Raw genomic sequence first — 22,228 nt, forward strand, 5'->3', positions numbered from 1 at the left:
TATAATCCCTGGGCGATCATGAAGGTGTCTTATAACCGTGTATTTCTGCCGGAAGGATTGCCAATCGTCTGCTACAATCGCGCCTCATTTTTAAGATGGATAGCATTTTTGTATGGTTTCCGAAACTAAAACCACAGAAGCGCCGGGCTTACGCCGTGAATTAAAGGCGCGTCACCTGACGATGATTGCCATTGGCGGTTCCATCGGTACAGGTCTTTTTGTTGCCTCTGGCGCAACGATTTCTCAGGCAGGTCCGGGCGGGGCATTGCTCTCGTATATGCTGATTGGCCTGATGGTTTACTTCCTGATGACCAGTCTCGGTGAACTGGCTGCATATATGCCGGTTTCCGGTTCGTTTGCCACTTACGGTCAGAACTATGTTGAAGAAGGCTTTGGCTTCGCGCTGGGCTGGAACTACTGGTACAACTGGGCGGTGACTATCGCCGTTGACCTGGTTGCAGCTCAGCTGGTCATGAGCTGGTGGTTCCCGGATACACCGGGCTGGATCTGGAGTGCGTTGTTCCTCGGCGTTATCTTCCTGCTGAACTACATCTCAGTTCGTGGCTTTGGTGAAGCGGAATACTGGTTCTCACTGATCAAAGTCACGACAGTTATTGTCTTTATCATCGTTGGCGTGCTGATGATTATCGGTATCTTCAAAGGCGCGCAGCCTGCGGGCTGGAGCAACTGGACAATCGGCGAAGCGCCGTTTGCTGGTGGTTTTGCGGCGATGATCGGCGTAGCTATGATTGTCGGCTTCTCTTTCCAGGGAACCGAGCTGATCGGTATTGCTGCAGGCGAGTCCGAAGATCCGGCGAAAAACATTCCACGCGCGGTACGTCAGGTGTTCTGGCGAATCCTGTTGTTCTATGTGTTCGCGATCCTGATTATCAGCCTGATTATTCCGTACACCGATCCGAGCCTGCTGCGTAACGATGTTAAAGACATCAGCGTTAGTCCGTTCACCCTGGTGTTCCAGCACGCGGGTCTGCTCTCTGCGGCGGCGGTGATGAACGCAGTTATTCTGACGGCGGTGCTGTCAGCGGGTAACTCCGGTATGTATGCGTCTACTCGTATGCTGTACACCCTGGCGTGTGACGGTAAAGCGCCGCGCATTTTCGCTAAACTGTCGCGTGGTGGCGTGCCGCGTAATGCGCTGTATGCGACGACGGTGATTGCCGGTCTGTGCTTCCTGACCTCCATGTTTGGCAACCAGACGGTATACCTGTGGCTGCTGAACACCTCCGGGATGACGGGTTTTATCGCCTGGCTGGGGATTGCCATTAGCCACTATCGCTTCCGTCGCGGTTACGTATTGCAGGGACACGACATTAACGATCTGCCGTACCGTTCAGGTTTCTTCCCACTGGGGCCGATCTTCGCATTCATTCTGTGTCTGATTATCACTTTGGGCCAGAACTACGAAGCGTTCCTGAAAGATACTATTGACTGGGGCGGCGTAGCGGCAACGTATATTGGTATCCCGCTGTTCCTGATTATTTGGTTCGGCTACAAGCTGATTAAAGGAACTCACTTCGTACGCTACAGCGAAATGAAGTTCCCGCAGAACGATAAGAAATAAGTTTCCTCCCTTCCTTGCTAAGCCCTCTCAACCGAGAGGGCTTTTTCAATTCCATTTCCCTGACAAATCATGCGGATATAAAATTTAACATTTGGATTGATAATTGTTATCGTTTGCATTATCGTTACGCCGCAATCAAAAAAGGCTGACAAATCAGAGGCTGTTCCGGCTTTCTGGGATGATCACCTGCATAAAAAATAAGTCCACCGCGATGCTGCCGTACGCAAGGGGACGTGAAGAAGATGTGAGCGATAACCCATTTTATTTTCGTAGTTACCTCATGGAGATATGGAATGTTTAGGTTGAACCCTTTCGTACGGGTCGGGCTGTGTTTGTCCGCTATTTCTTGTGCATGGCCTGTGTTAGCGGTCGATGATGATGGCGAAACGATGGTTGTCACTGCATCTTCCGTGGAACAAAATCTTAAAGATGCACCTGCCAGTATCAGCGTCATTACCCAGGAAGACCTGCAGCGAAAACCGGTACAGAATCTGAAGGATGTCCTCAAAGAAGTGCCTGGCGTACAACTGACGAACGAAGGGGATAACCGTAAGGGCGTTAGTATTCGTGGTCTGGACAGCAGCTATACCCTGATTCTCGTCGACGGTAAACGCGTGAACTCCCGCAATGCCGTCTTCCGCCACAATGATTTCGATCTGAACTGGATCCCGGTCGATTCCATCGAACGTATTGAAGTGGTCCGTGGCCCGATGTCGTCGCTGTACGGTTCCGATGCGCTCGGCGGTGTAGTGAATATCATCACCAAAAAAATCGGTCAGAAATGGTCGGGTACCGTTACCGTCGATACCACCATTCAGGAACATCGCGATCGCGGTGACACCTATAACGGTCAGTTCTTTACCAGTGGACCATTAATTGATGGTGTGCTGGGAATGAAAGCTTACGGCAGCCTGGCAAAACGTGAAAAGGATGACCCGCAAAACTCAACGACCACCGATACCGGAGAAACGCCGCGTATTGAAGGATTCTCCAGCCGCGACGGCAATGTCGAATTTGCCTGGACACCGAATCAAAATCACGATTTTACTGCCGGATACGGTTTCGACCGTCAGGATCGTGATTCCGACTCGCTGGACAAAAACCGCCTGGAACGCCAGAACTACTCCGTCAGCCATAATGGGCGTTGGGATTACGGCACCAGCGAACTGAAATACTACGGTGAGAAAGTCGAGAACAAAAACCCTGGCAACAGCAGCCCGATAACTTCCGAAAGCAATACGGTCGACGGCAAATACACGTTGCCGCTGACGGCGATTAATCAGTTTCTCACGGTTGGCGGTGAATGGCGTCACGACAAACTTAGCGATGCGGTGAACCTGACCGGGGGAACCAGCTCCAAAACGTCTGCCAGCCAGTACGCGCTGTTTGTGGAAGATGAATGGCGGATCTTCGAGCCGCTGGCGCTGACGACCGGCGTGCGTATGGACGATCACGAAACCTACGGTGAACACTGGAGTCCGCGTGCCTACCTGGTTTATAACGCCACCGACACCGTAACGGTGAAAGGGGGCTGGGCGACGGCATTTAAAGCACCTTCTCTGTTGCAACTTAGCCCTGACTGGACGAGCAATTCCTGCCGTGGCGCATGTAAGATTGTGGGTAGCCCGGATCTGAAACCAGAAACCAGCGAAAGTTGGGAGCTGGGGCTTTACTACATGGGTGAAGAAGGCTGGCTGGAAGGGGTTGAATCCAGCGTTACCGTTTTCCGTAACGATGTGAAAGATCGTATCAGCATCAGCCGTACGTCTGACGTCAACGCTGCACCGGGCTACCAAAACTTTGTTGGTTTTGAGACGGGCGCTAACGGACGGCGCATACCGGTATTTAGCTACTACAACGTTAACAAAGCTCGTATTCAGGGCGTGGAAACCGAACTGAAAATTCCGTTCAACGATGAATGGAAACTGTCGATCAACTACACCTACAACGATGGTCGTGATGTCAGCAACGGCGAAAACAAACCGCTATCCGATCTGCCGTTCCATACTGCTAACGGTACGCTGGACTGGAAACCGCTGGCGCTGGAAGACTGGTCATTCTATGTTTCTGGGCACTATACCGGGCAGAAACGCGCCGACAGCGCGACGGCTAAAACACCGGGCGGTTATACCATCTGGAATACCGGCGCGGCCTGGCAGGTGACTAAAGACGTCAAACTGCGCGCAGGCGTGCTGAACCTTGGCGACAAGGATCTCAGTCGTGACGACTACAGCTATAACGAAGACGGACGTCGTTACTTTATGGCAGTGGATTATCGCTTCTGATGAGAAGATGCCCGGCGAACCGGGCGGACTTTCACTTCAGTAAATACTGCGCATGGAAGCGCAGGTGATCCTCTATAAAAGAGGCGATGAAGTAGTAACTGTGATCATATCCCGGCTGAATACGCAGCGTCATCGGCCACGCTTTCTGGCGCGCGGCTTCTGCCAGTACCGCAGGTTGCAACTGGTCGGCAAGAAACTGATCATTATCGCCCTGATCGATAAGCGTCGGGATCGCATCCTGCGCGTTACTGGCATACATCAGTGCGCAACTGTCCCATTCCAGCCATGCATTTTTGTCCTCACCTAAATAGCTGCTAAACGCTTTGATTCCCCACGGGACGCTGCACGGATTCACAATTGGCGCAAAGGCCGAAACGCTGGTGTATTTACCCGGATTTTTCAGCGCCATAATCAGCGCACCGTGACCACCCATTGAGTGACCGCTAATGGCGCAGCGGTCGCTGACATTAAATTGCGACTGAACCAGCGCCGGTAATTCATCGCGCAGATAATCATACATCCGGTAATGCGTCGCCCACGGCGGTTGCGTGGCATTAAGATAAAAGCCTGCGCCCTGGCCTAAATCGTAGCCATCGTCGTTGGCAACCTTTTCGCCGCGCGGGCTGGTGTCTGGCATCACCAGTACAATCCCCAGTTCCGCCGCTACCCGCTGGGCACCCGCCTTGGTGGTGAAGTTCTCGTCATTGCAGGTTAATCCGGAAAGCCAGTACAGCACTGGTGGCGGAGTGTGATCACGAGGTGGAGGGAGAAAGATACTGAACGTCATCGGGCAGTTTAAGGTACTGGAGTCGTGTCGCCAGCGTTGCTGCCAGCCTTCAAAACAGCGGTGCTCTTCGAGCATTTCCATGCGTGGCTCCTTGTTGTGTTGTTTGCAATTTCTTCATCATACCGTTTATTCAATGTGCTGTGAGTAACTTTCACTTCCGTATTTGCATAACGATGTTTTAACATCTGCTGATGAAAGGCAGCGGCAATTACAATAATTATCGCTGTGAATACTGGATTATGTGCGCCGCCTCACGCACAATAATCAGGCTGTAAATCAGCTTAATAACTTTGCCCCCACGCAGGGCGGAGGCGTCACACCTGCAGGAGAAATCATAAATGCCATCACTCAGTAAAGAAGCGGCCCTGGTTCATGAAGCGTTAGTTGCGCGAGGACTGGAAACACCGCTGCGCCCGCCCGTGCATGAAATGGATAACGAAACGCGCAAAAGCCTTATTGCTGGTCATATGACCGAAATCATGCAGCTGCTGAATCTCGACCTGGCTGATGACAGTTTGATGGAAACGCCGCATCGCATCGCTAAAATGTATGTCGATGAAATTTTCTCCGGTCTGGATTACGCCAATTTCCCGAAAATCACCCTCATTGAAAACAAAATGAAGGTCGATGAAATGGTCACCGTGCGCGATATCACTCTGACCAGCACCTGTGAACACCATTTTGTTACCATCGATGGCAAAGCGACGGTGGCCTATATCCCGAAAGATTCGGTGATCGGTCTGTCAAAAATTAACCGCATTGTGCAGTTCTTTGCCCAGCGTCCGCAGGTGCAGGAACGTCTGACGCAGCAAATTCTTATTGCGCTACAAACGCTGCTGGGCACCAATAACGTGGCTGTCTCGATCGACGCGGTGCATTACTGCGTGAAGGCGCGTGGCATCCGCGATGCAACCAGTGCCACGACAACGACCTCTCTTGGTGGATTGTTCAAATCCAGTCAGAATACGCGCCACGAGTTTCTGCGCGCTGTGCGTCATCACAACTGATTAAAAGGCAGGAACCATGGAGCGCAACGTCACGCTCGATTTTGTTCGCGGCGTCGCCATTCTGGGGATCCTGCTATTAAACATCAGCGCCTTTGGGCTACCAAAGGCGGCTTATCTCAATCCCGCCTGGTACGGTGCTATTACGCCGCGGGATGCATGGACTTGGGCATTTCTTGATCTCATCGGCCAGGTGAAATTCCTCACGCTTTTTGCGCTACTGTTTGGTGCGGGCCTGCAAATGTTGCTGCCCCGTGGCAGACGCTGGATCCAGTCGCGGTTAACGCTGTTAGTCTTGTTGGGCTTTATTCACGGTTTATTGTTCTGGGACGGCGATATTTTGCTGGCTTACGGGCTGGTGGGCTTAATCTGCTGGCGGCTGGTGCGCGATGCGCCATCGGTAAAAAGCCTGTTTAATACAGGCGTCATGCTTTATCTGGTGGGGCTTGGCGTTTTGCTGTTATTGGGGCTGATTTCCGACAGCCAGACCAGCCGCGCCTGGACGCCGGATGCATCGGCTATTTTGTATGAAAAATACTGGAAGCTTCACGGCGGCGTTGAAGCGATCAGTAATCGTGCCGATGGTGTTGGCAACAGTTTACTGGCACTGGGCGCACAGTATGGCTGGCAACTGGCAGGGATGATGCTCATTGGTGCGGCGCTGATGCGCAGCGGCTGGCTGAAAGGGCAGTTCAGCTTACGTCACTATCGTCGTACTGGTTTTGTGCTGGTGGCGATTGGGGTGACCATTAACCTTCCTGCCATCGCCCTGCAATGGCAGCTGGACTGGGCGTATCGCTGGTGTGCCTTCTTACTTCAAATGCCGCGGGAACTGAGTGCGCCGTTTCAGGCGATTGGCTATGCGTCGCTGTTTTATGGCTTCTGGCCGCAATTGAGCCGCTTTAAGCTGGTGCTTGCGATCGCCTGCGTCGGACGGATGGCGCTGACCAACTATCTATTGCAAACGCTGATTTGTACCACGCTTTTTTACCACCTCGGTTTGTTTATGCATTTTGACCGCCTGGAGCTGCTGGCGTTTGTTATTCCGGTATGGCTGGCGAATATCCTCTTCTCTGTTATCTGGCTGCGTTACTTCCGCCAGGGGCCGGTGGAATGGCTCTGGCGTCAGTTAACTTTGCGTGCTGCCGGACCGGCAATATCTAAAACATCAAGATAACGATCTGGATCACATTCGTTAACAAAACGGCTGTAACCGTTTCCATTGCTGTGACTCGATTCACGAAGTCCTGTATTCAGTGCTGACAAAATAGCCGCCAGCAAGCAGTCATTTACTGCAATCTCATAACAGGTAGTGAATATGATCACCATTCGTGATGTAGCGCGTCAGGCTGGCGTCTCTGTGGCAACGGTTTCCCGGGTGCTCAATAACAGCACGCTGGTCAGTGCCGACACGCGTGAAGCAGTAATGAAAGCCGTGAGTGAGCTGGATTATCGGCCAAACGCCAATGCCCAGGCGCTGGCAACTCAGGTTAGCGACACCATTGGCGTGGTGGTGATGGACGTTTCTGATGCGTTTTTCGGCGCGCTGGTAAAAGCGGTGGATCTGGTCGCTCAGCAGCATCAGAAATACGTGCTAATCGGCAATAGCTATCATGAAGCGGAAAAAGAGCGTCACGCCATTGAGGTGTTAATTCGCCAGCGTTGTAATGCGTTGATTGTTCACTCAAAAGCATTGAGTGACGATGAACTGGCGCAATTTATGGATAACATTCCCGGTATGGTGTTAATCAACCGCGTTGTGCCGGGGTACGCCCATCGTTGCGTTTGCCTGGATAATCTCAGCGGTGCCCGAATGGCGACGCGCATGTTGCTGAATAACGGTCATCAACGTATTGGTTATCTTTCTTCCAGCCACGGCATTGAAGATGACGCCATGCGTAAAGCAGGCTGGATGAGTGCGTTGAAAGAGCAGGATATTATTCCGCCGGAAAGCTGGATTGGCGCTGGTACGCCGGACATGCCGGGCGGTGAGGCGGCGATGGTTGAACTGCTGGGGCGCAATCTACAACTTACCGCTGTATTTGCTTATAACGACAATATGGCCGCTGGCGCACTGACAGCATTAAAAGATAATGGCATTGCGATTCCGTTACATCTCTCAATCATCGGTTTCGATGATATTCCCATCGCCCGTTACACCGACCCGCAATTAACGACCGTGCGTTATCCCATTGCTTCAATGGCGAAATTAGCCACCGAACTGGCCTTGCAGGGGGCAGCAGGCAATATTGATCCTCGTGCCAGCCACTGTTTTATGCCGACGTTAGTGCGTCGCCATTCTGTCGCAACACGCCAGAATGCGGCGGCGATCACTAACTCAACAAATCAGGCGATGTAACCGCTTTCAATCTGTGAGTGATTTCACAGTATCTTAACAATGTGATAGCTATGATTGCACCGTTTTAACGTTGTAACCCGTATGTAACAGTGAATAATCACTTTTGCCGAGGTAACAGCGTCATAACAACAATTAAAGCCGTTTTCTGGAGCGTTACCGGGCATGGAAGAACGAATTTTAAAAAGTGAGCTTCGGCGTTCAGTAACACTTCATTAACTCTACTGCCCCGCCGAGCATTTATCTCAAGCACTACCCTGCATAAGAAAAACCGGAGATACCATGAATAAGAAGGTGTTAACCCTGTCTGCTGTGATGGCCAGCATGTTATTCGGTGCCGCTGCACACGCTGCTGATACTCGCATTGGTGTAACAATCTATAAGTACGACGATAACTTTATGTCTGTAGTGCGCAAGGCTATTGAGCAAGATGCGAAAGCCGCGCCAGATGTTCAGCTGCTGATGAATGATTCTCAGAATGACCAGTCCAAGCAGAACGATCAGATCGACGTATTGCTGGCGAAAGGGGTGAAGGCACTGGCAATCAACCTGGTTGACCCGGCAGCTGCGGGTACGGTGATTGAGAAAGCGCGTGGGCAAAACGTGCCGGTGGTTTTCTTCAACAAAGAACCGTCTCGTAAGGCGCTGGATAGCTACGACAAAGCCTACTACGTTGGCACTGACTCCAAAGAGTCCGGCATTATTCAAGGCGATTTGATTGCTAAACACTGGGCGGCGAATCAGGGTTGGGATCTGAACAAAGACGGTCAGATTCAGTTCGTACTGCTGAAAGGTGAACCGGGCCATCCGGATGCAGAAGCACGTACCACTTACGTGATTAAAGAATTGAACGATAAAGGCATCAAAACTGAACAGTTACAGTTAGATACCGCAATGTGGGACACCGCTCAGGCGAAAGATAAGATGGACGCCTGGCTGTCTGGCCCGAACGCCAACAAAATCGAAGTGGTTATCGCCAACAACGATGCGATGGCAATGGGCGCGGTTGAAGCGCTGAAAGCACACAACAAGTCCAGCATTCCGGTGTTTGGCGTCGATGCGCTGCCAGAAGCGCTGGCGCTGGTGAAATCCGGTGCACTGGCGGGCACCGTACTGAACGATGCTAACAACCAGGCGAAAGCGACCTTTGATCTGGCGAAAAACCTGGCCGATGGTAAAGGTGCGGCTGATGGCACCAACTGGAAAATCGACAACAAAGTGGTCCGCGTACCTTATGTTGGCGTAGATAAAGACAACCTGGCTGAATTCAGCAAGAAATAAGACTGATTGGGCGCAGTCTATTACTGCGCCCTTATTGTATGGCCAACAAGGTAAAATTATATGGTCAGCTCAACGACTCCGTCCTCCGGGGAATACTTGTTGGAAATGAGCGGTATCAACAAGTCCTTTCCTGGTGTTAAGGCACTTGATAACGTTAATTTAAAAGTCCGGCCACATTCTATCCATGCATTAATGGGGGAAAACGGTGCAGGAAAATCGACATTATTAAAATGCCTGTTTGGTATTTATCAAAAAGACTCCGGCACCATTTTATTCCAGGGTAAAGAGATCGATTTCCATTCTGCAAAAGAAGCCCTGGAAAATGGTATTTCGATGGTACACCAGGAGTTAAACCTGGTATTACAACGTTCGGTGATGGATAACATGTGGCTGGGGCGATATCCCACCAAAGGCATGTTTGTCGATCAGGACAAAATGTACCGCGAAACCAAAGCGATTTTTGACGAACTGGATATTGATATCGATCCGCGTGCGCGCGTCGGCACATTATCCGTTTCGCAAATGCAGATGATCGAAATCGCCAAAGCGTTTTCCTATAACGCGAAAATTGTGATTATGGATGAACCGACTTCTTCGTTAACCGAAAAAGAGGTCAATCATCTGTTCACTATTATTCGTAAATTAAAAGAGCGCGGCTGCGGTATTGTTTATATCTCGCATAAAATGGAAGAAATCTTCCAGTTATGTGATGAAGTTACCGTATTGCGCGACGGTCAGTGGATCGCCACCGAACCGCTGGCAGGACTGACGATGGACAAGATCATCGCCATGATGGTTGGGCGTTCTCTTAACCAGCGTTTCCCTGACAAAGAAAACAAACCGGGCGAAGTCATCCTCGAGGTACGTAACCTGACGTCACTGCGCCAGCCGTCGATTCGCGATGTCTCGTTTGATCTGCATAAAGGGGAGATCCTCGGTATTGCCGGTCTGGTGGGGGCGAAACGTACCGATATTGTTGAGACGTTATTTGGTATTCGCGAGAAATCGGCTGGCACCATAACGTTGCACGGCAAACAGATCAATAACCATAATGCCAACGAAGCCATAAACCATGGATTTGCACTGGTAACTGAGGAGCGCCGCTCAACGGGAATTTATGCCTATCTGGATATTGGTTTTAACTCGTTAATTTCCAATATTCGCAACTACAAAAATAAAGTTGGTTTACTGGATAACTCGCGGATGAAAAGCGATACCCAGTGGGTGATTGATTCGATGCGGGTAAAAACGCCGGGTCATCGGACGCAAATTGGTTCGCTCTCCGGTGGTAATCAGCAAAAGGTGATTATTGGTCGCTGGCTACTAACGCAACCAGAAATATTAATGCTCGATGAACCGACGCGCGGTATTGATGTCGGGGCGAAGTTTGAAATTTATCAGTTAATTGCCGAACTGGCGAAGAAAGGCAAGGGGATTATTATTATCTCCTCTGAAATGCCTGAGTTGTTAGGGATAACAGACCGTATTCTGGTCATGAGCAATGGTCTCGTTTCCGGAATTGTCGATACAAAAACAACAACGCAAAACGAAATTCTGCGTCTTGCGTCTTTGCACCTTTAAGATTAGGGGCTTCCCATGAGTGCGTTAAATAAGAAAAGTTTTCTTACTTACCTGAAAGAGGGCGGTATTTACGTCGTTCTTTTAGTTTTGCTGGCGATTATTATTTTCCAGGACCCAACATTTTTAAGTCTGTTGAACTTAAGTAATATTCTCACCCAGTCATCGGTGCGTATTATTATCGCGCTCGGTGTGGCAGGGTTAATTGTCACCCAGGGGACCGATCTTTCTGCTGGTCGTCAGGTAGGGCTGGCGGCAGTGGTGGCTGCGACATTATTGCAGTCCATGGATAACGCCAACAAAGTGTTCCCGGAAATGGCGACGATGCCGATTGCGCTGGTTATTCTGATTGTCTGTGCCATTGGTGCGGTGATCGGTTTGATCAACGGTCTGATTATCGCTTATCTCAACGTGACGCCGTTCATTACCACGCTCGGCACGATGATCATCGTCTATGGCATCAACTCGCTCTATTACGACTTTGTCGGGGCGTCGCCAATTTCTGGTTTTGACAGTGGCTTCTCTACCTTTGCTCAGGGCTTTGTCGCGCTGGGGAGTTTCCGTCTCTCTTACATCACCTTCTACGCGTTGATTGCGGTGGCGTTCGTCTGGGTGTTGTGGAACAAAACCCGCTTCGGTAAGAACATTTTTGCCATTGGCGGTAACCCGGAAGCGGCAAAAGTATCTGGTGTCAACGTCGGCCTGAACCTGCTGATGATCTACGCGTTGTCTGGCGTGTTCTATGCCTTTGGCGGGATGTTAGAAGCCGGACGTATCGGCTCTGCCACCAACAACCTCGGCTTTATGTATGAGCTGGATGCTATCGCGGCGTGCGTGGTAGGCGGTGTATCGTTCAGCGGCGGTGTGGGGACGGTGATTGGCGTGGTGACCGGGGTAATTATTTTTACCGTCATCAACTATGGCCTGACGTATATCGGCGTAAACCCATACTGGCAGTACATCATCAAAGGGGCGATTATTATCTTCGCCGTAGCGCTGGATTCACTGAAATACGCGCGTAAGAAATGATGTGAATGTGGTCCGCATTCGGTCATAAACGCACATAACATCATGATCTGTGTGGTTTTGTAGGCCGGATAAGGCGTTCACGCCGCATCCGGCAACAGGAGCCAAATGCCGGATGCAACGCTGGCGCGTTTTATCCGGCCTACAATAAGCTCAACATACTGATTTGTATGGTTTTGTAGGCCGGATAAGGCGTTCAAGCCGCATCCGGCGACAGGAACCAAATGCCGGATGCGTCTCTGGTTTTACAACGTTACCGGGTGTTCTTTCTCGCCTTTCTTAAACTTCACTTCCCCGAGCTCAATACAACCCACCGGGCAGACGTGACCACAAAGCAGACAACCCACACATTTCTCGGTATTACAATGCGGTGTGCGGGTTTTCTCGCTCCATTCCATCGCCTGGTGACCGCCGTCGTAACAGGAAATATAACAGCGTCCACAGCCAACACATTTATCAAGATTGATACGGGGATAGACAATATAACTGCGGTCTAAATCTTCCGCCGGGACAATATTGTTATTCGCCAGACCTACCATCTCCTGCAGCGAATCAAATCCCTGATCGGCGAGATAATGCGACAACCCGCTTGCCATATCTTCCACTATCCGATACCCGTACTGCATGATGCCGGTGGTCACCTGTAACGTTGCTGCGCCGAGCAATAAAAACTCAGCCGCATCCTCCCAGGTTTCAATGCCGCCGATACCGCTGATTGGGAAATCGCGCAGTTCTGGATGGGTGCGCATTTGCTGAATGAAGCGCAGGGCGATCGGTTTTACCGCTTTACCGGAATATCCGGAAATACTCGATTTTCCGTTAACGATCGGCATACCGATTTTCTGATTAAGATCGATATTGGTGATGGATTTAACGGTGTTAATCGCCGCAATGCCATCTGCGCCGCCGCGCTTCGCCGCCAGCGCCACTTCGCACATATCACCGATATTCGGCGTCATCTTCGCCAGCATTGGCAGCGTGGAACCCCGTTTCACTGCCCGACAATATTTTTCTACCAGCTCCGGGCTTTGCCCGACATCGCTACCCATCGCATGAGAAGTCATTTGCGGACAGGAGAAGTTACACTCGATCATATCCGCGCCAGCTTCTTGCACCAGGCGCGCCAGCTCCTCCCATTGCTGCTCATTTTCCCCCATGATCGAAGCGATCAATACTTTGTCCGGGTAATCTTCCTTCAGCCGACGCAGGGCGGCCAGATTCTCTTCCAACGGATGTTCAGCAATCTGCTCCATATTTTTGAAGCCGATAAAACCGGTATCTTCTTTCACCAGATGATCAAAACGCGGCGAGACTTCGTTGGCGATAAAAAAGCCGATCGTTTTAAACACCACACCGCCCCAACCTGTGTCGTAGGCTTTGGCACACATCTCATAGCAGTTGCCTACCGGCGAAGAAGAGAGGCAGAACGGGTTGGGAAACTTCACGCCGCAAAAAGTAATCGAAAGATCTTTCGTTAACATGAGCAAGCTCCCTCTAAATAGTGATGAATCGCCTCGGCGGCTTCTTTCCCGGTTTTCACGGCATAGACCACGGTTTTGTCACCCTCAACAATATCGCCAGCAGCAAAGACTTGCGGGTCGCGGGTCTGGTAATTTTGTGTTTTGATGGTGTTACGCTGCGGCTCTAACTCCGCAAAGGCATCTAGTCTGGCATGCTGACCGACGGCGAGAATAATTTTATCTGCCGCCATCGTCAGTTCGCCCGATAACCGTACATGCTTAAACGTGACTTTATTGCCTTCCACGGCTACTGGCGTGAATCCATCGATGATCGAAACGCCCAGCTCCCGGGCGCTGGTAAACTCTTTTTCGCTTGCCGGAAACTCATCTAACTCTTCACGCGCTACGCAAGTTACCGCCTGACAGCCGAGAACTTTCAGCGTGCTGGCTACGTCCATCGCGACATCACCGCCGCCGATAATTAATGCGCTTTGTGGAATGCTGATATCGCCTTGCGCCTGTCGTGCACGTTGCAAGAAGTCGACGGCAATCTCAACGTCACTATGCTCAAACAGCGGTAGCCCGGAACCGCTTGATAACCCCACGGTGACCAGTACCGCGCGGTTTTCTGCTTTCAGCTGCTCAAGGGTGAGTGTGTTACCGACTTCGTTGTTGCACTTAATGGTCACGCCCATTTTTTCAATACGGGCGATCTCTGCATCCAGCACTGATTGCGGTAACCGGAATTGCGGAATACCGTTACGCAACCAGCCACCGGGGTGCGCTTCTTTCTCATAAATCGTGACGTCATAACCCTGGTTTGTCAGTGTCACACTGGCCTGCAATCCGGCAGGACCTGCGCCAATAATCGCGACTTTGCCGAGCGTTTTAGTACCGGGCTGATAAATTTCCATTCCGGTTTGTTGTTCAAAATCAGTAACAAAACGCTGTAAGCGGCCGATATCAATGGGAGCATCAACACCGGCACGGGTACAACCGCTTTGGCATAATTTCTCCGTCGGGCACACTCTGGCACAAACGGCACCGAGGGCATTATTTTCGCGAATTGTCTCGGCAGCGCCTTTAAAATTACGAAAGTAGATTGAGCGAATAAATTTCCCCGGATCGGTCTGTGCCGGGCAAGCCTGACTACAGGGAGCGTCGTGACATAATAAACAGCGAGAGGCTTCTTTAATCGCCAGTAAAGACGTAAAAGCCGGAGTGAGTTCATCCAGATAATTTTGTTGCGGCATGTGATCTTCCTTAATGCTATAGGTAATTAAGGCGAGCGTTTAGTAAATAATAATGTACTGATATTAAGGCTAAGCGTGCGGGGGAATTTAAACTGTGAAAAGATTCACAAATAGCTGCGGTTAGGAATGTGATATCCGCAGCTTATCAGGTGAAGTAATAATTATTCTCAATAATTAACTGGAGAGGGGAATATTAACGATAGAAAATAAGATAAACAATCATGCCGATAGATAAAATTCCGAAGCCGATATATGCCACCATATAAGCGAAAAAGAGTCCGGGATTTTTTGCTCGCCAGACATACACCGGTTCCGGTGCATTTTTAACCCGTTTATCAATCGCGCCTGCGCGCCAGCCTTTCCATGCTTCGCGGAAACAAAATATCGGGATAAGGAAAAAAACGGCAACGACAAAAAACTGCTGTACATCCATAACTACTTTCCTTGTTTCTTTTGTAATTCAAGTAACTGTTCGGGTGTGACGGCGGGATACCCCTGCGCATCTTCCGGTACCTGGTGCATAGCCGGAATAGGGACCAGCGGCCCTAAAAAACGCGGTTCACGTTTAAAAATATAAAGGTCAGCCAGCGCACCGAAACGGGCGGCAAATTCACGAATACGTACTGACAGCATATCTTTCGGTGACGGTACGGCATAACACTGAGCCTGAATCCCCATATGCAGCGCAATAAATAATGCTCGCTCACAGTGGAAACGTTGGGTGATAATAATGAAATCATTAGTATCGAAAACTTTGCGTGTACGCACGATGGAATCCAGCGTACGAAAGCCTGCGTAATCGAGAACAATATCTGATGGGTCGACACCAGCAGCGATTAAATCTTTGCGCATGGTCATCGGCTCATTATAACTTTGCAATGCGTTATCGCCGCTCAGTAATAGATAATTTACCTTACCGCTGTTATAGGCATTAATCGCTCCTTGAATGCGGTAGCGATAATACTGATTAATTACGCCAGTACGATAATATTTTGCTGTTCCGAGCACCACACCGACCTGGCGGTAGGGGAGATCCTGCAATTCGTCGTAGATATAAGGCGCGGTTTTCCAGCTCATCCAGCGATCGAGGCCGAGCACAGTCAACAGCAGCAAGCCGATCAGGACTAACAGGCTGAGGAACACGCGCTTTAACATGCAGGAGACTCGATCTAAGGAAAATTTCCATCAGGCTACTTTACCCGCTGGTTTTGCGCAAGAAACGGCAAACTGTTTGCCGGGAATTTCGACACCAGGAGAGGGCTGGCAAGCCGGACAAGGCGTTCACGCCGCATCCGGCACCAGGCTTAAGCGAGAAGCACTCGGTCGATACTGTGACAGCCGAGAGCTTTCAGCGTTGCGGAGGTGGCATCCCACTGAATCAACGGCGCATCGGCTTTTTCTGCCAGAACCGCGCGCTGGATATCCGGGTAATCATAACCCTTGAGATTCAACAGAATTAACGCTCCCTGCAACGGTGGCAGAGTCGGGTTGAATGCGGCGTTTTCAGCGTAGCTGCCACTGAAAATACGACCGTCTTTACATTCCAGCGCGACACCGCTTGGCGACTTACTGTAAGGCATGTGCGAACGGTTTGCCGCCGCAATCGCTGCCTGAGAAAGCGCATCACCCGTCAGCGCATAGCCGTGATCCTGTTCGTCCATCAGCAGCGTTTTAATCTCCAGATCTTTCGGCCCAAAGGCATCTGGCAGATAGTCACGCAGCGCGTGTGCCTCGCGGCCCGGCAGATGAATACGCAGATCCAGACCGCTGTTCAGTTCATTCATAAACTGACGGCAGTGACCACAAGGCGTGTAGTTAACGGTGATGGCTGCAAGCGCTTTTTCACCACTCAACCAGGCGTGGCTGATCGCGCTTTGTTCGGCATGAACGGTTTGCTGCATTGTCGCACCAATAAATTCCATATTGGCACCGAAATACCAGGTTCCGCTCACACCGCGCGCAATTGCGCCAACATTAAAATTCGACAATGGCGTACGCGCACAGGCCGCCGCCAGCGGAAGTAGTGCGAATGCCAGCGCGTCTTCGTCCAGCCCCGTTGCGCTCTTCAGCGATGAGACTTGCTCCCCGGTCAACAAAGCGGGGAAGTACTTGTCTGCCAGAATAGGTTCCAGTGCAGATTGCAAGTTATCCGCAAGTTGGGCAAAAGCGGTTTGAAAACGTGGATGCATGGCGTTGCCTCATAATCATGTAATGGGATAACAGTTTACGAACCCGTTGTGGCTTTATATGTGATCTGAATCTCATTAATTATGCAACGCGTGAAACATACATCAAAAATGCGCGACGCATCGCAAATTTTAGCCCATTACTGCCAGAATAATCGGGAAAAGGAACGGTGCGATCAGCGAAGTAATTATCCCGCATAACACCAGCGCTAGCGAACTAAATGCACCTTCCTGATAATCCAGCTCGGCGCAGCGCGCCGTACCGAGGGCGTGCGAGGCAGTCCCCATTGCCAGACCGCGCGCAGCTTTGGTACGAATACGCATCGCATTAAGCAATGTATGGCCAAATACCGCGCCGAGGATGCCGACGAAAATCACGCAAACTGCGCTGATTGCCGGAATACCGCCAATACTGCCGCCAACCGCCATTGCAATAGGCGTGGTGACTGATTTCGGCAGGATTGACGCGGCGATTTCCGGTGAAGCGCCCATCAACAATGCCACGGAAGTCCCCGTCACCATCGCAACCACGCTGCCGATAAAACAGATGGTGATGATCGATTTCCAGCGCGCGCGGATCTGGTGTAGCTGCTCATATAAAGGATAGGCCAGCGCGACGACCGCCGGTTGCAGCAGATCGTTTAGCACTTCGCTACCTTTAAAGTAGCTGTCGTAAGAGATGCCAGTCAGCATTAAAAAAGGAATGATCACCACCATTGCTACCAGCAACGGGTTAAGCAAGGGAAACTTATACCGTGCCGCCAGTTTGCGGGCGGCAAAAAAGACAATCAATGTCAGCGGTAATGACCACCAGATATTCGCCATCATTCTTCTGATCCTTTCTGACCTACGACTTTACGTTCACCGTGTACCAGTTGCGAACTCCAGCTCACCACCAGAAAAACCACCAGCGTACTGACTGCACAGGAAACCACTACCGGGCCAAACTGTGCGCGGAGCAAATCAAAATATTGCATGACGCCTACGCCAATCGGCACAAACAATAGCGCCATATAGCGAATCAGTACGTAGCACCCCGGATTGACCCATTTTGCCGGAAGAATTTGCAAGGCCAGCAGGACAAACAGGATCAGCATCCCGATGATGCTGCCCGGAATGGTTACCGGTAGCAGGGAAGCAATGAAAATGCCTGCATACAGGCAGGCATAAATCAGGACGAAAGCGCGTAAATATTGCCAGATAATGTTCAGTGTCTTACTCATAATCAACACCCCAGATGAGATGGATTCATCATACAATTAATTCGTAAAACGTGCTACCGATCACATTAAGAAATCAGCGCTTATTTTTTCGCTCCCCGGCATTACGCAATGCGCAGCGAACTCAGGCATACATCAAGCATAGAGAGGGATTGCAGTTTGCAGCAATCCCTCTTTGCAGACCTTTAATCCGCTGACCATAGGCGCTAACATAGCGCCTCATTTTTTTGCGGGTGATGATATGCGTGTGTTACTGGCACCGATGGAGGGAGTGCTTGACTCTCTGGTGCGTGAATTGCTGACCGAAGTTAACGACTACGATCTGTGCATCACCGAGTTTGTCCGCGTGGTGGATCAACTGCTGCCGGTAAAAGTCTTTCATCGCATTTGCCCTGAGCTACAAAACGCCAGCCGGACACCATCTGGTACGCTGGTGCGCGTGCAGTTGTTAGGTCAGTTCCCACAATGGCTGGCAGAGAACGCCGCCCGTGCGGTGGAGTTAGGTTCCTGGGGCGTGGATCTCAATTGCGGCTGCCCGTCGAAAACGGTTAACGGTAGCGGCGGCGGGGCGACGTTACTCAAAGATCCTGAACTCATCTACCAGGGTGCAAAAGCGATGCGTGAAGCTGTACCGGCGCATTTGCCCGTCAGCGTGAAAGTGCGTCTGGGCTGGGACAGCGGTGAGAAGAAATTTGAAATCGCCGATGCGGTTCAACAGGCTGGCGCTACGGAGCTGGTGGTGCATGGGCGGACGAAAGAGCAGGGTTACCGCGCGGAGCATATTGACTGGCAGGCGATTGGCGATATTCGCCAGCGGCTGAATATTCCGGTGATTGCCAACGGTGAAATCTGGGACTGGCAGAGCGCGCAACAATGCATGGCGATCAGCGGCTGCGACGCAGTGATGATTGGTCGCGGGGCGCTCAATATTCCCAACCTGAGCCGGGTGGTAAAATATAACGAACCGCGAATGCCGTGGCCGGAGGTGGTTGCTTTGCTGCAAAAATATACCCGTCTGGAAAAGCAGGGCGATACCGGGTTATATCACGTTGCGCGGATTAAACAGTGGTTGAGTTATTTGCGTAAAGAATACGATGAAGCAACGGAATTATTTCAGCATGTTCGGGTGTTGAATAATTCCCCTGATATTGCAAGGGCTATTCAGGCAATTGATATCGAGAAACTCTAAAAAACCATAGTGATGTTTTTTGACAATGTGTTAGCTCTTTATCAATAGGCCGCACGGTTGTTTGGTGGCGTCAAAATTGCCGAGGCGTTCCCTGAAGGCCGGGGCAGCCCACATGGATGTGGGCTGAGGGCGCGTTTTACAGGGATGTTACCTCGCGCCCGACCCGGTAGCCGTAAGGGATAAGCCGAGGGCACCGCGCAGCGGCGATTTTGTTCGCCAGAGCCCGGGGGTGCAGGGGGCGGCGGCGATTGGCCGCCCCCTGCGCGCTCCTTGCGCCAGTGATTATATGAAGCAATGCACATGACAGGAGCGCAACAGGATGAGAGACTGAAATATTCTCGTTATTTTCGGACCTGATGACATTAATTAATTTTAAAATATCATCTTAAATACGCCAGTCACCACCAGTAGCCCAATCAGGAAAATAATCAATACAGCCCAGAGTATAATTTTCATTGGCGTTCCTTTATTTGTGAGTGCTGAATAAGTATAGGAAAAAACGAAGCCCTTTGCCGTTATCCATAAACGATTAAGATAAATCGGAAGATATCATTCACTTAGTGTATATTTTTCTGGATATGTCGTTTTATTGCCACTGATGTATTGCCACGCGAAACTAAAAAATATATCGCAACACACGGTAATCTCCGCGCACCTTTTCTTACCTGATTATTCCCCCATGAATCGTGATTCCTTTTATCCAGCCATCGCCTGTTTTCCGCTGTTACTGATGCTGGCCGGGTGTGCGCCTATGCATGAAACCCGCCAGGCGTTAAGCCAGCAAACGCCCGCTGCACAAGTTGACACCGCATTACCCACGGCGCTGAAAATGGTTGGCCAGACAGCCAATGGTGGCTGGAGTATCACGATAATCAACTCACTTCCTTAATTAACAATGCACTACAGAACGCACCGGATATGCAGGTGGCTGAACAGCGCATTCAGCTAGCTGAAGCCCAGGCGAAGGCAGTTGCCACTCAGGATGGTCCGCAGATCGACTTTTCGGCGGATATGGAGCGGCAAAAAATGTCGGCAGAAGGCTTAATGGGGCCGTTTGCTCTGAACGATCCGGCCGCAGGTACGACCGGCCCGTGGTACACCAACGGTACTTTTGGCTTAACGGCGGGCTGGCATCTCGATATCTGGGGAAAGAATCGGGCGGAGGTTACTGCCCGCCTGGGTACGGTTAAAGCACGGGCGGCGGAACGCGAGCAAACCCGCCAATTGCTGGCTGGCAGCGTAGCCCGCCTGTACTGGGAGTGGCAAACCCAGGCGGCGTTAAACACGGTCTTGCAGCAAATAGAAAAAGAGCAGAACACCATTATCGCGACCGATCGCCAGCTATATCAGAACGGGATTACTTCTTCAGTTGAAGGTGTGGAAACCGATATTAATGCCAGCAAAACCCGGCAGCAGCTCAACGATGTCGCGGGGAAAATGAAAATTATTGAGGCACGGTTAAGCGCACTTACAAATAACCAGACAAAGTCATTGAAGCTTAAACCGGTCGCGTTGCCGAAAGTGGCAAGCCAGCTTCCTGATGAACTGGGGTACTCCTTACTGGCCCGGCGGGCAGATTTGCAGGCGGCGCACTGGTACGTTGAGTCATCGCTAAGCACCATTGATGCGGCAAAAGCGGCATTTTATCCTGACATCAACCTGATGGCCTTCCTGCAACAGGATGCGTTGCACTTAAGCGATCTGTTCCGTCATTCCGCGCAGCAAATGGGCGTTACGGCAGGCCTGACGCTACCCATTTTCGATAGTGGTCGTCTTAACGCCAATCTCGATATCGCAAAAGCCGAAAGCAACTTGTCTATCGCCAGCTACAACAAAGCGGTGGTTGAAGCGGTGAATGACGTGGCGCGGGCAGCCAGTCAGGTTCAGACACTGGCGGAGAAAAACCAGCATCAGGCGCAAATTGAGCGCGATGCCTTGCGTGTGGTAGGTCTTGCGCAGGCGCGCTTTAACGCGGGCATCATTGCTGGTTCCCGCGTCAGCGAAGCCAGAATCCCCGCGCTGCGTGAGCGGGCCAATGGCCTGTTATTGCAAGGGCAGTGGCTGGATGCCTCCATTCAACTCACTGGTGCGTTGGGCGGGGGGTACAAACGCTGATGATATGCGCCTTCTATACTTAACGTTTATTCAGCGTTAAGTGGAGAACTCGATGGCACAGGTTGCGATTATTACCGCCTCCGATTCGGGGATCGGCAAAGAGTGCGCGTTATTACTGGCGCAGCAGGGGTTTGATATTGGTATTACCTGGCACTCAGATGAAGAAGGGGCAAAAGATACCGCGCGTGAGGTAGTTAGCCACGGCGTACGTGCGGAGATCGTGCAGCTGGATCTCGGCAATCTACCAGAAGGGGCACTGGCGCTGGAGAAACTCATTCAACGGCTGGGGCGCATTGATGTGCTGGTGAATAATGCGGGTGCAATGACCAAAGCGCCGTTTCTTGATATGGCTTTTGATGAGTGGCGCAAGATTTTTACCGTTGATGTCGATGGTGCATTCTTATGCTCGCAAATTGCGGCTCGTCAGATGGTGAAACAAGGGCAGGGCGGTCGCATCATCAACATTACGTCGGTACATGAACATACGCCGCTGCCGGATGCCAGCGCCTACACAGCCGCTAAACATGCGCTCGGTGGGTTAACCAAAGCGATGGCGCTGGAGCTGGTCAGGCATAAGATTTTGGTGAACGCAGTCGCGCCTGGGGCGATCGCCACGCCAATGAATGGCATGGATGACAGCGACGTGAAGCCCGACGCGGAGCCTTCGATTCCCTTGCGGCGTTTTGGCGCAACGCATGAGATTGCCAGCCTGGTGGTGTGGCTTTGTTCGGAGGGCGCAAATTACACCACCGGGCAGTCGTTGATAGTGGATGGCGGCTTTATGTTGGCGAATCCACAGTTCAACCCAGAATAGCGCAGTGAGGTGCGTGGATATTTCATTGGGTAATATTTTGGTCGGCATGAAAAGACGCACAAGCGTCGTATCAGGCATGGTACTCCGGATGT

Annotated in this window: 19 protein-coding genes and 1 pseudogene; 11 read left to right on the forward strand and 9 right to left on the reverse strand. The window is 51.1% G+C overall.

Going from position 1 to position 22,228, the window contains the following annotated elements:
* Window positions 1–112: 112 nt before the first annotated feature.
* Window positions 113–1,582: a lysine-specific permease gene (lysP, locus tag KXD89_RS07780; protein WP_000253273.1), complete on the forward strand. Its 1,470-nt coding sequence runs from the start codon at window positions 113–115 to the stop codon at window positions 1,580–1,582.
* A gap of 293 nt (window positions 1,583–1,875) precedes the next feature.
* Window positions 1,876–3,867 carry a catecholate siderophore receptor CirA gene (gene cirA, locus KXD89_RS07785; RefSeq protein WP_000489247.1) on the forward strand — a complete coding sequence of 664 codons (1,992 nt, stop codon included), beginning with the start codon at window positions 1,876–1,878 and terminating at the stop codon, window positions 3,865–3,867.
* A gap of 31 nt (window positions 3,868–3,898) precedes the next feature.
* On the opposite strand, the gene yeiG is transcribed toward cirA, so the two are convergent.
* The gene (yeiG, locus tag KXD89_RS07790) at window positions 3,899–4,735 is read right to left on the reverse strand and encodes an S-formylglutathione hydrolase (RefSeq protein WP_000425438.1); all 837 of its coding nucleotides are present in this window, start codon (window positions 4,733–4,735) and stop codon (window positions 3,899–3,901) included.
* 257 nt (window positions 4,736–4,992) lie between these two features.
* On the opposite strand from yeiG, the gene folE reads away from it, so the two are divergent.
* The 6 genes from folE to mglC all read left to right on the forward strand — a co-directional run bounded on the left by folE (window position 4,993) and on the right by mglC (window position 11,902).
* Window positions 4,993–5,661: a GTP cyclohydrolase I FolE gene (folE, locus tag KXD89_RS07795; protein WP_001139613.1), complete on the forward strand. Its 669-nt coding sequence runs from the start codon at window positions 4,993–4,995 to the stop codon at window positions 5,659–5,661.
* A 16-nt stretch (window positions 5,662–5,677) separates the two neighbouring features.
* Window positions 5,678–6,835 carry a DUF418 domain-containing protein YeiB gene (gene yeiB / locus KXD89_RS07800; protein ID WP_000440926.1) on the forward strand — a complete coding sequence of 386 codons (1,158 nt, stop codon included), beginning with the start codon at window positions 5,678–5,680 and terminating at the stop codon, window positions 6,833–6,835.
* A gap of 141 nt (window positions 6,836–6,976) precedes the next feature.
* A complete protein-coding gene (galS, locus tag KXD89_RS07805) occupies window positions 6,977–8,017 on the forward strand; it encodes an HTH-type transcriptional regulator GalS (protein WP_000628648.1) in 1,041 nt (346 codons plus the stop codon).
* A gap of 279 nt (window positions 8,018–8,296) precedes the next feature.
* Entirely contained in the window at window positions 8,297–9,295 is a 999-nt protein-coding gene (mglB, locus tag KXD89_RS07810) for a galactose/glucose ABC transporter substrate-binding protein MglB (protein WP_001036964.1), read from the forward strand.
* Between the two features lie 60 nt (window positions 9,296–9,355).
* Window positions 9,356–10,876: a galactose/methyl galactoside ABC transporter ATP-binding protein MglA gene (gene mglA, locus KXD89_RS07815; RefSeq protein ID WP_000255039.1), complete on the forward strand. Its 1,521-nt coding sequence runs from the start codon at window positions 9,356–9,358 to the stop codon at window positions 10,874–10,876.
* 15 nt (window positions 10,877–10,891) lie between these two features.
* Window positions 10,892–11,902 (forward strand): galactose/methyl galactoside ABC transporter permease MglC, encoded by a 1,011-nt coding sequence (gene mglC / locus KXD89_RS07820; RefSeq protein WP_001275118.1) that lies wholly within the window; start codon window positions 10,892–10,894, stop codon window positions 11,900–11,902.
* A 242-nt stretch (window positions 11,903–12,144) separates the two neighbouring features.
* Here the strand turns inward: mglC and preA are convergent, their stop codons facing one another.
* The 7 genes from preA to KXD89_RS07855 all read right to left on the reverse strand — a co-directional run bounded on the left by preA (window position 12,145) and on the right by KXD89_RS07855 (window position 18,021).
* Complete coding sequence (gene preA / locus KXD89_RS07825; RefSeq protein WP_000956071.1) at window positions 12,145–13,380, reverse strand: NAD-dependent dihydropyrimidine dehydrogenase subunit PreA; 1,236 nt, start codon at window positions 13,378–13,380, stop codon at window positions 12,145–12,147.
* The gene (gene preT / locus KXD89_RS07830; RefSeq protein ID WP_001136389.1) at window positions 13,374–14,612 is read right to left on the reverse strand and encodes an NAD-dependent dihydropyrimidine dehydrogenase subunit PreT; all 1,239 of its coding nucleotides are present in this window, start codon (window positions 14,610–14,612) and stop codon (window positions 13,374–13,376) included. The genes preA and preT overlap by 7 nt, the downstream gene beginning before the upstream one ends.
* Before the next feature lie 193 nt (window positions 14,613–14,805).
* Window positions 14,806–15,045 carry a DUF2542 family protein gene (locus tag KXD89_RS07835; protein ID WP_000383096.1) on the reverse strand — a complete coding sequence of 80 codons (240 nt, stop codon included), beginning with the start codon at window positions 15,043–15,045 and terminating at the stop codon, window positions 14,806–14,808.
* 2 nt (window positions 15,046–15,047) lie between these two features.
* Window positions 15,048–15,767, reverse strand: a complete 720-nt coding sequence (gene sanA / locus KXD89_RS07840) for an outer membrane permeability protein SanA (protein WP_000920064.1) — start codon at window positions 15,765–15,767, stop codon at window positions 15,048–15,050.
* A 149-nt stretch (window positions 15,768–15,916) separates the two neighbouring features.
* Window positions 15,917–16,801, reverse strand: coding sequence for a cytidine deaminase (cdd, locus tag KXD89_RS07845; protein WP_000553555.1), 885 nt, complete (start codon window positions 16,799–16,801; stop codon window positions 15,917–15,919).
* A 129-nt stretch (window positions 16,802–16,930) separates the two neighbouring features.
* Entirely contained in the window at window positions 16,931–17,626 is a 696-nt protein-coding gene (locus KXD89_RS07850) for a CidB/LrgB family autolysis modulator (protein WP_000968208.1), read from the reverse strand.
* Complete coding sequence (locus KXD89_RS07855; protein ID WP_001295452.1) at window positions 17,623–18,021, reverse strand: CidA/LrgA family protein; 399 nt, start codon at window positions 18,019–18,021, stop codon at window positions 17,623–17,625. The genes KXD89_RS07850 and KXD89_RS07855 overlap by 4 nt, the downstream gene beginning before the upstream one ends.
* A 238-nt stretch (window positions 18,022–18,259) precedes the next feature.
* On the opposite strand from KXD89_RS07855, the gene dusC reads away from it, so the two are divergent.
* Complete coding sequence (gene dusC, locus KXD89_RS07860; protein ID WP_001264861.1) at window positions 18,260–19,207, forward strand: tRNA dihydrouridine(16) synthase DusC; 948 nt, start codon at window positions 18,260–18,262, stop codon at window positions 19,205–19,207.
* A gap of 372 nt (window positions 19,208–19,579) precedes the next feature.
* On the opposite strand, the gene yohP is transcribed toward dusC, so the two are convergent.
* The gene (gene yohP / locus KXD89_RS22555) at window positions 19,580–19,663 is read right to left on the reverse strand and encodes a small membrane protein YohP (protein WP_000691708.1); all 84 of its coding nucleotides are present in this window, start codon (window positions 19,661–19,663) and stop codon (window positions 19,580–19,582) included.
* Window positions 19,664–19,886: 223 nt separating this feature from the next.
* Here yohP and mdtQ point away from each other — a divergent pair.
* Together mdtQ and KXD89_RS07875 are read left to right on the forward strand one after the other, a co-directional pair.
* Window positions 19,887–21,322: pseudogene (gene mdtQ / locus KXD89_RS07870) on the forward strand (multidrug resistance outer membrane protein MdtQ).
* Window positions 21,323–21,374: 52 nt separating this feature from the next.
* Window positions 21,375–22,136, forward strand: a complete 762-nt coding sequence (locus KXD89_RS07875; protein WP_000079538.1) for an SDR family oxidoreductase — start codon at window positions 21,375–21,377, stop codon at window positions 22,134–22,136.
* The last annotated feature ends 92 nt before the right edge of the window (window positions 22,137–22,228 follow it).

It is taken from the genome of Escherichia sp. TC-EC600-tetX4, assembly GCF_019356055.1.
Lineage (GTDB): Bacteria > Pseudomonadota > Gammaproteobacteria > Enterobacterales > Enterobacteriaceae.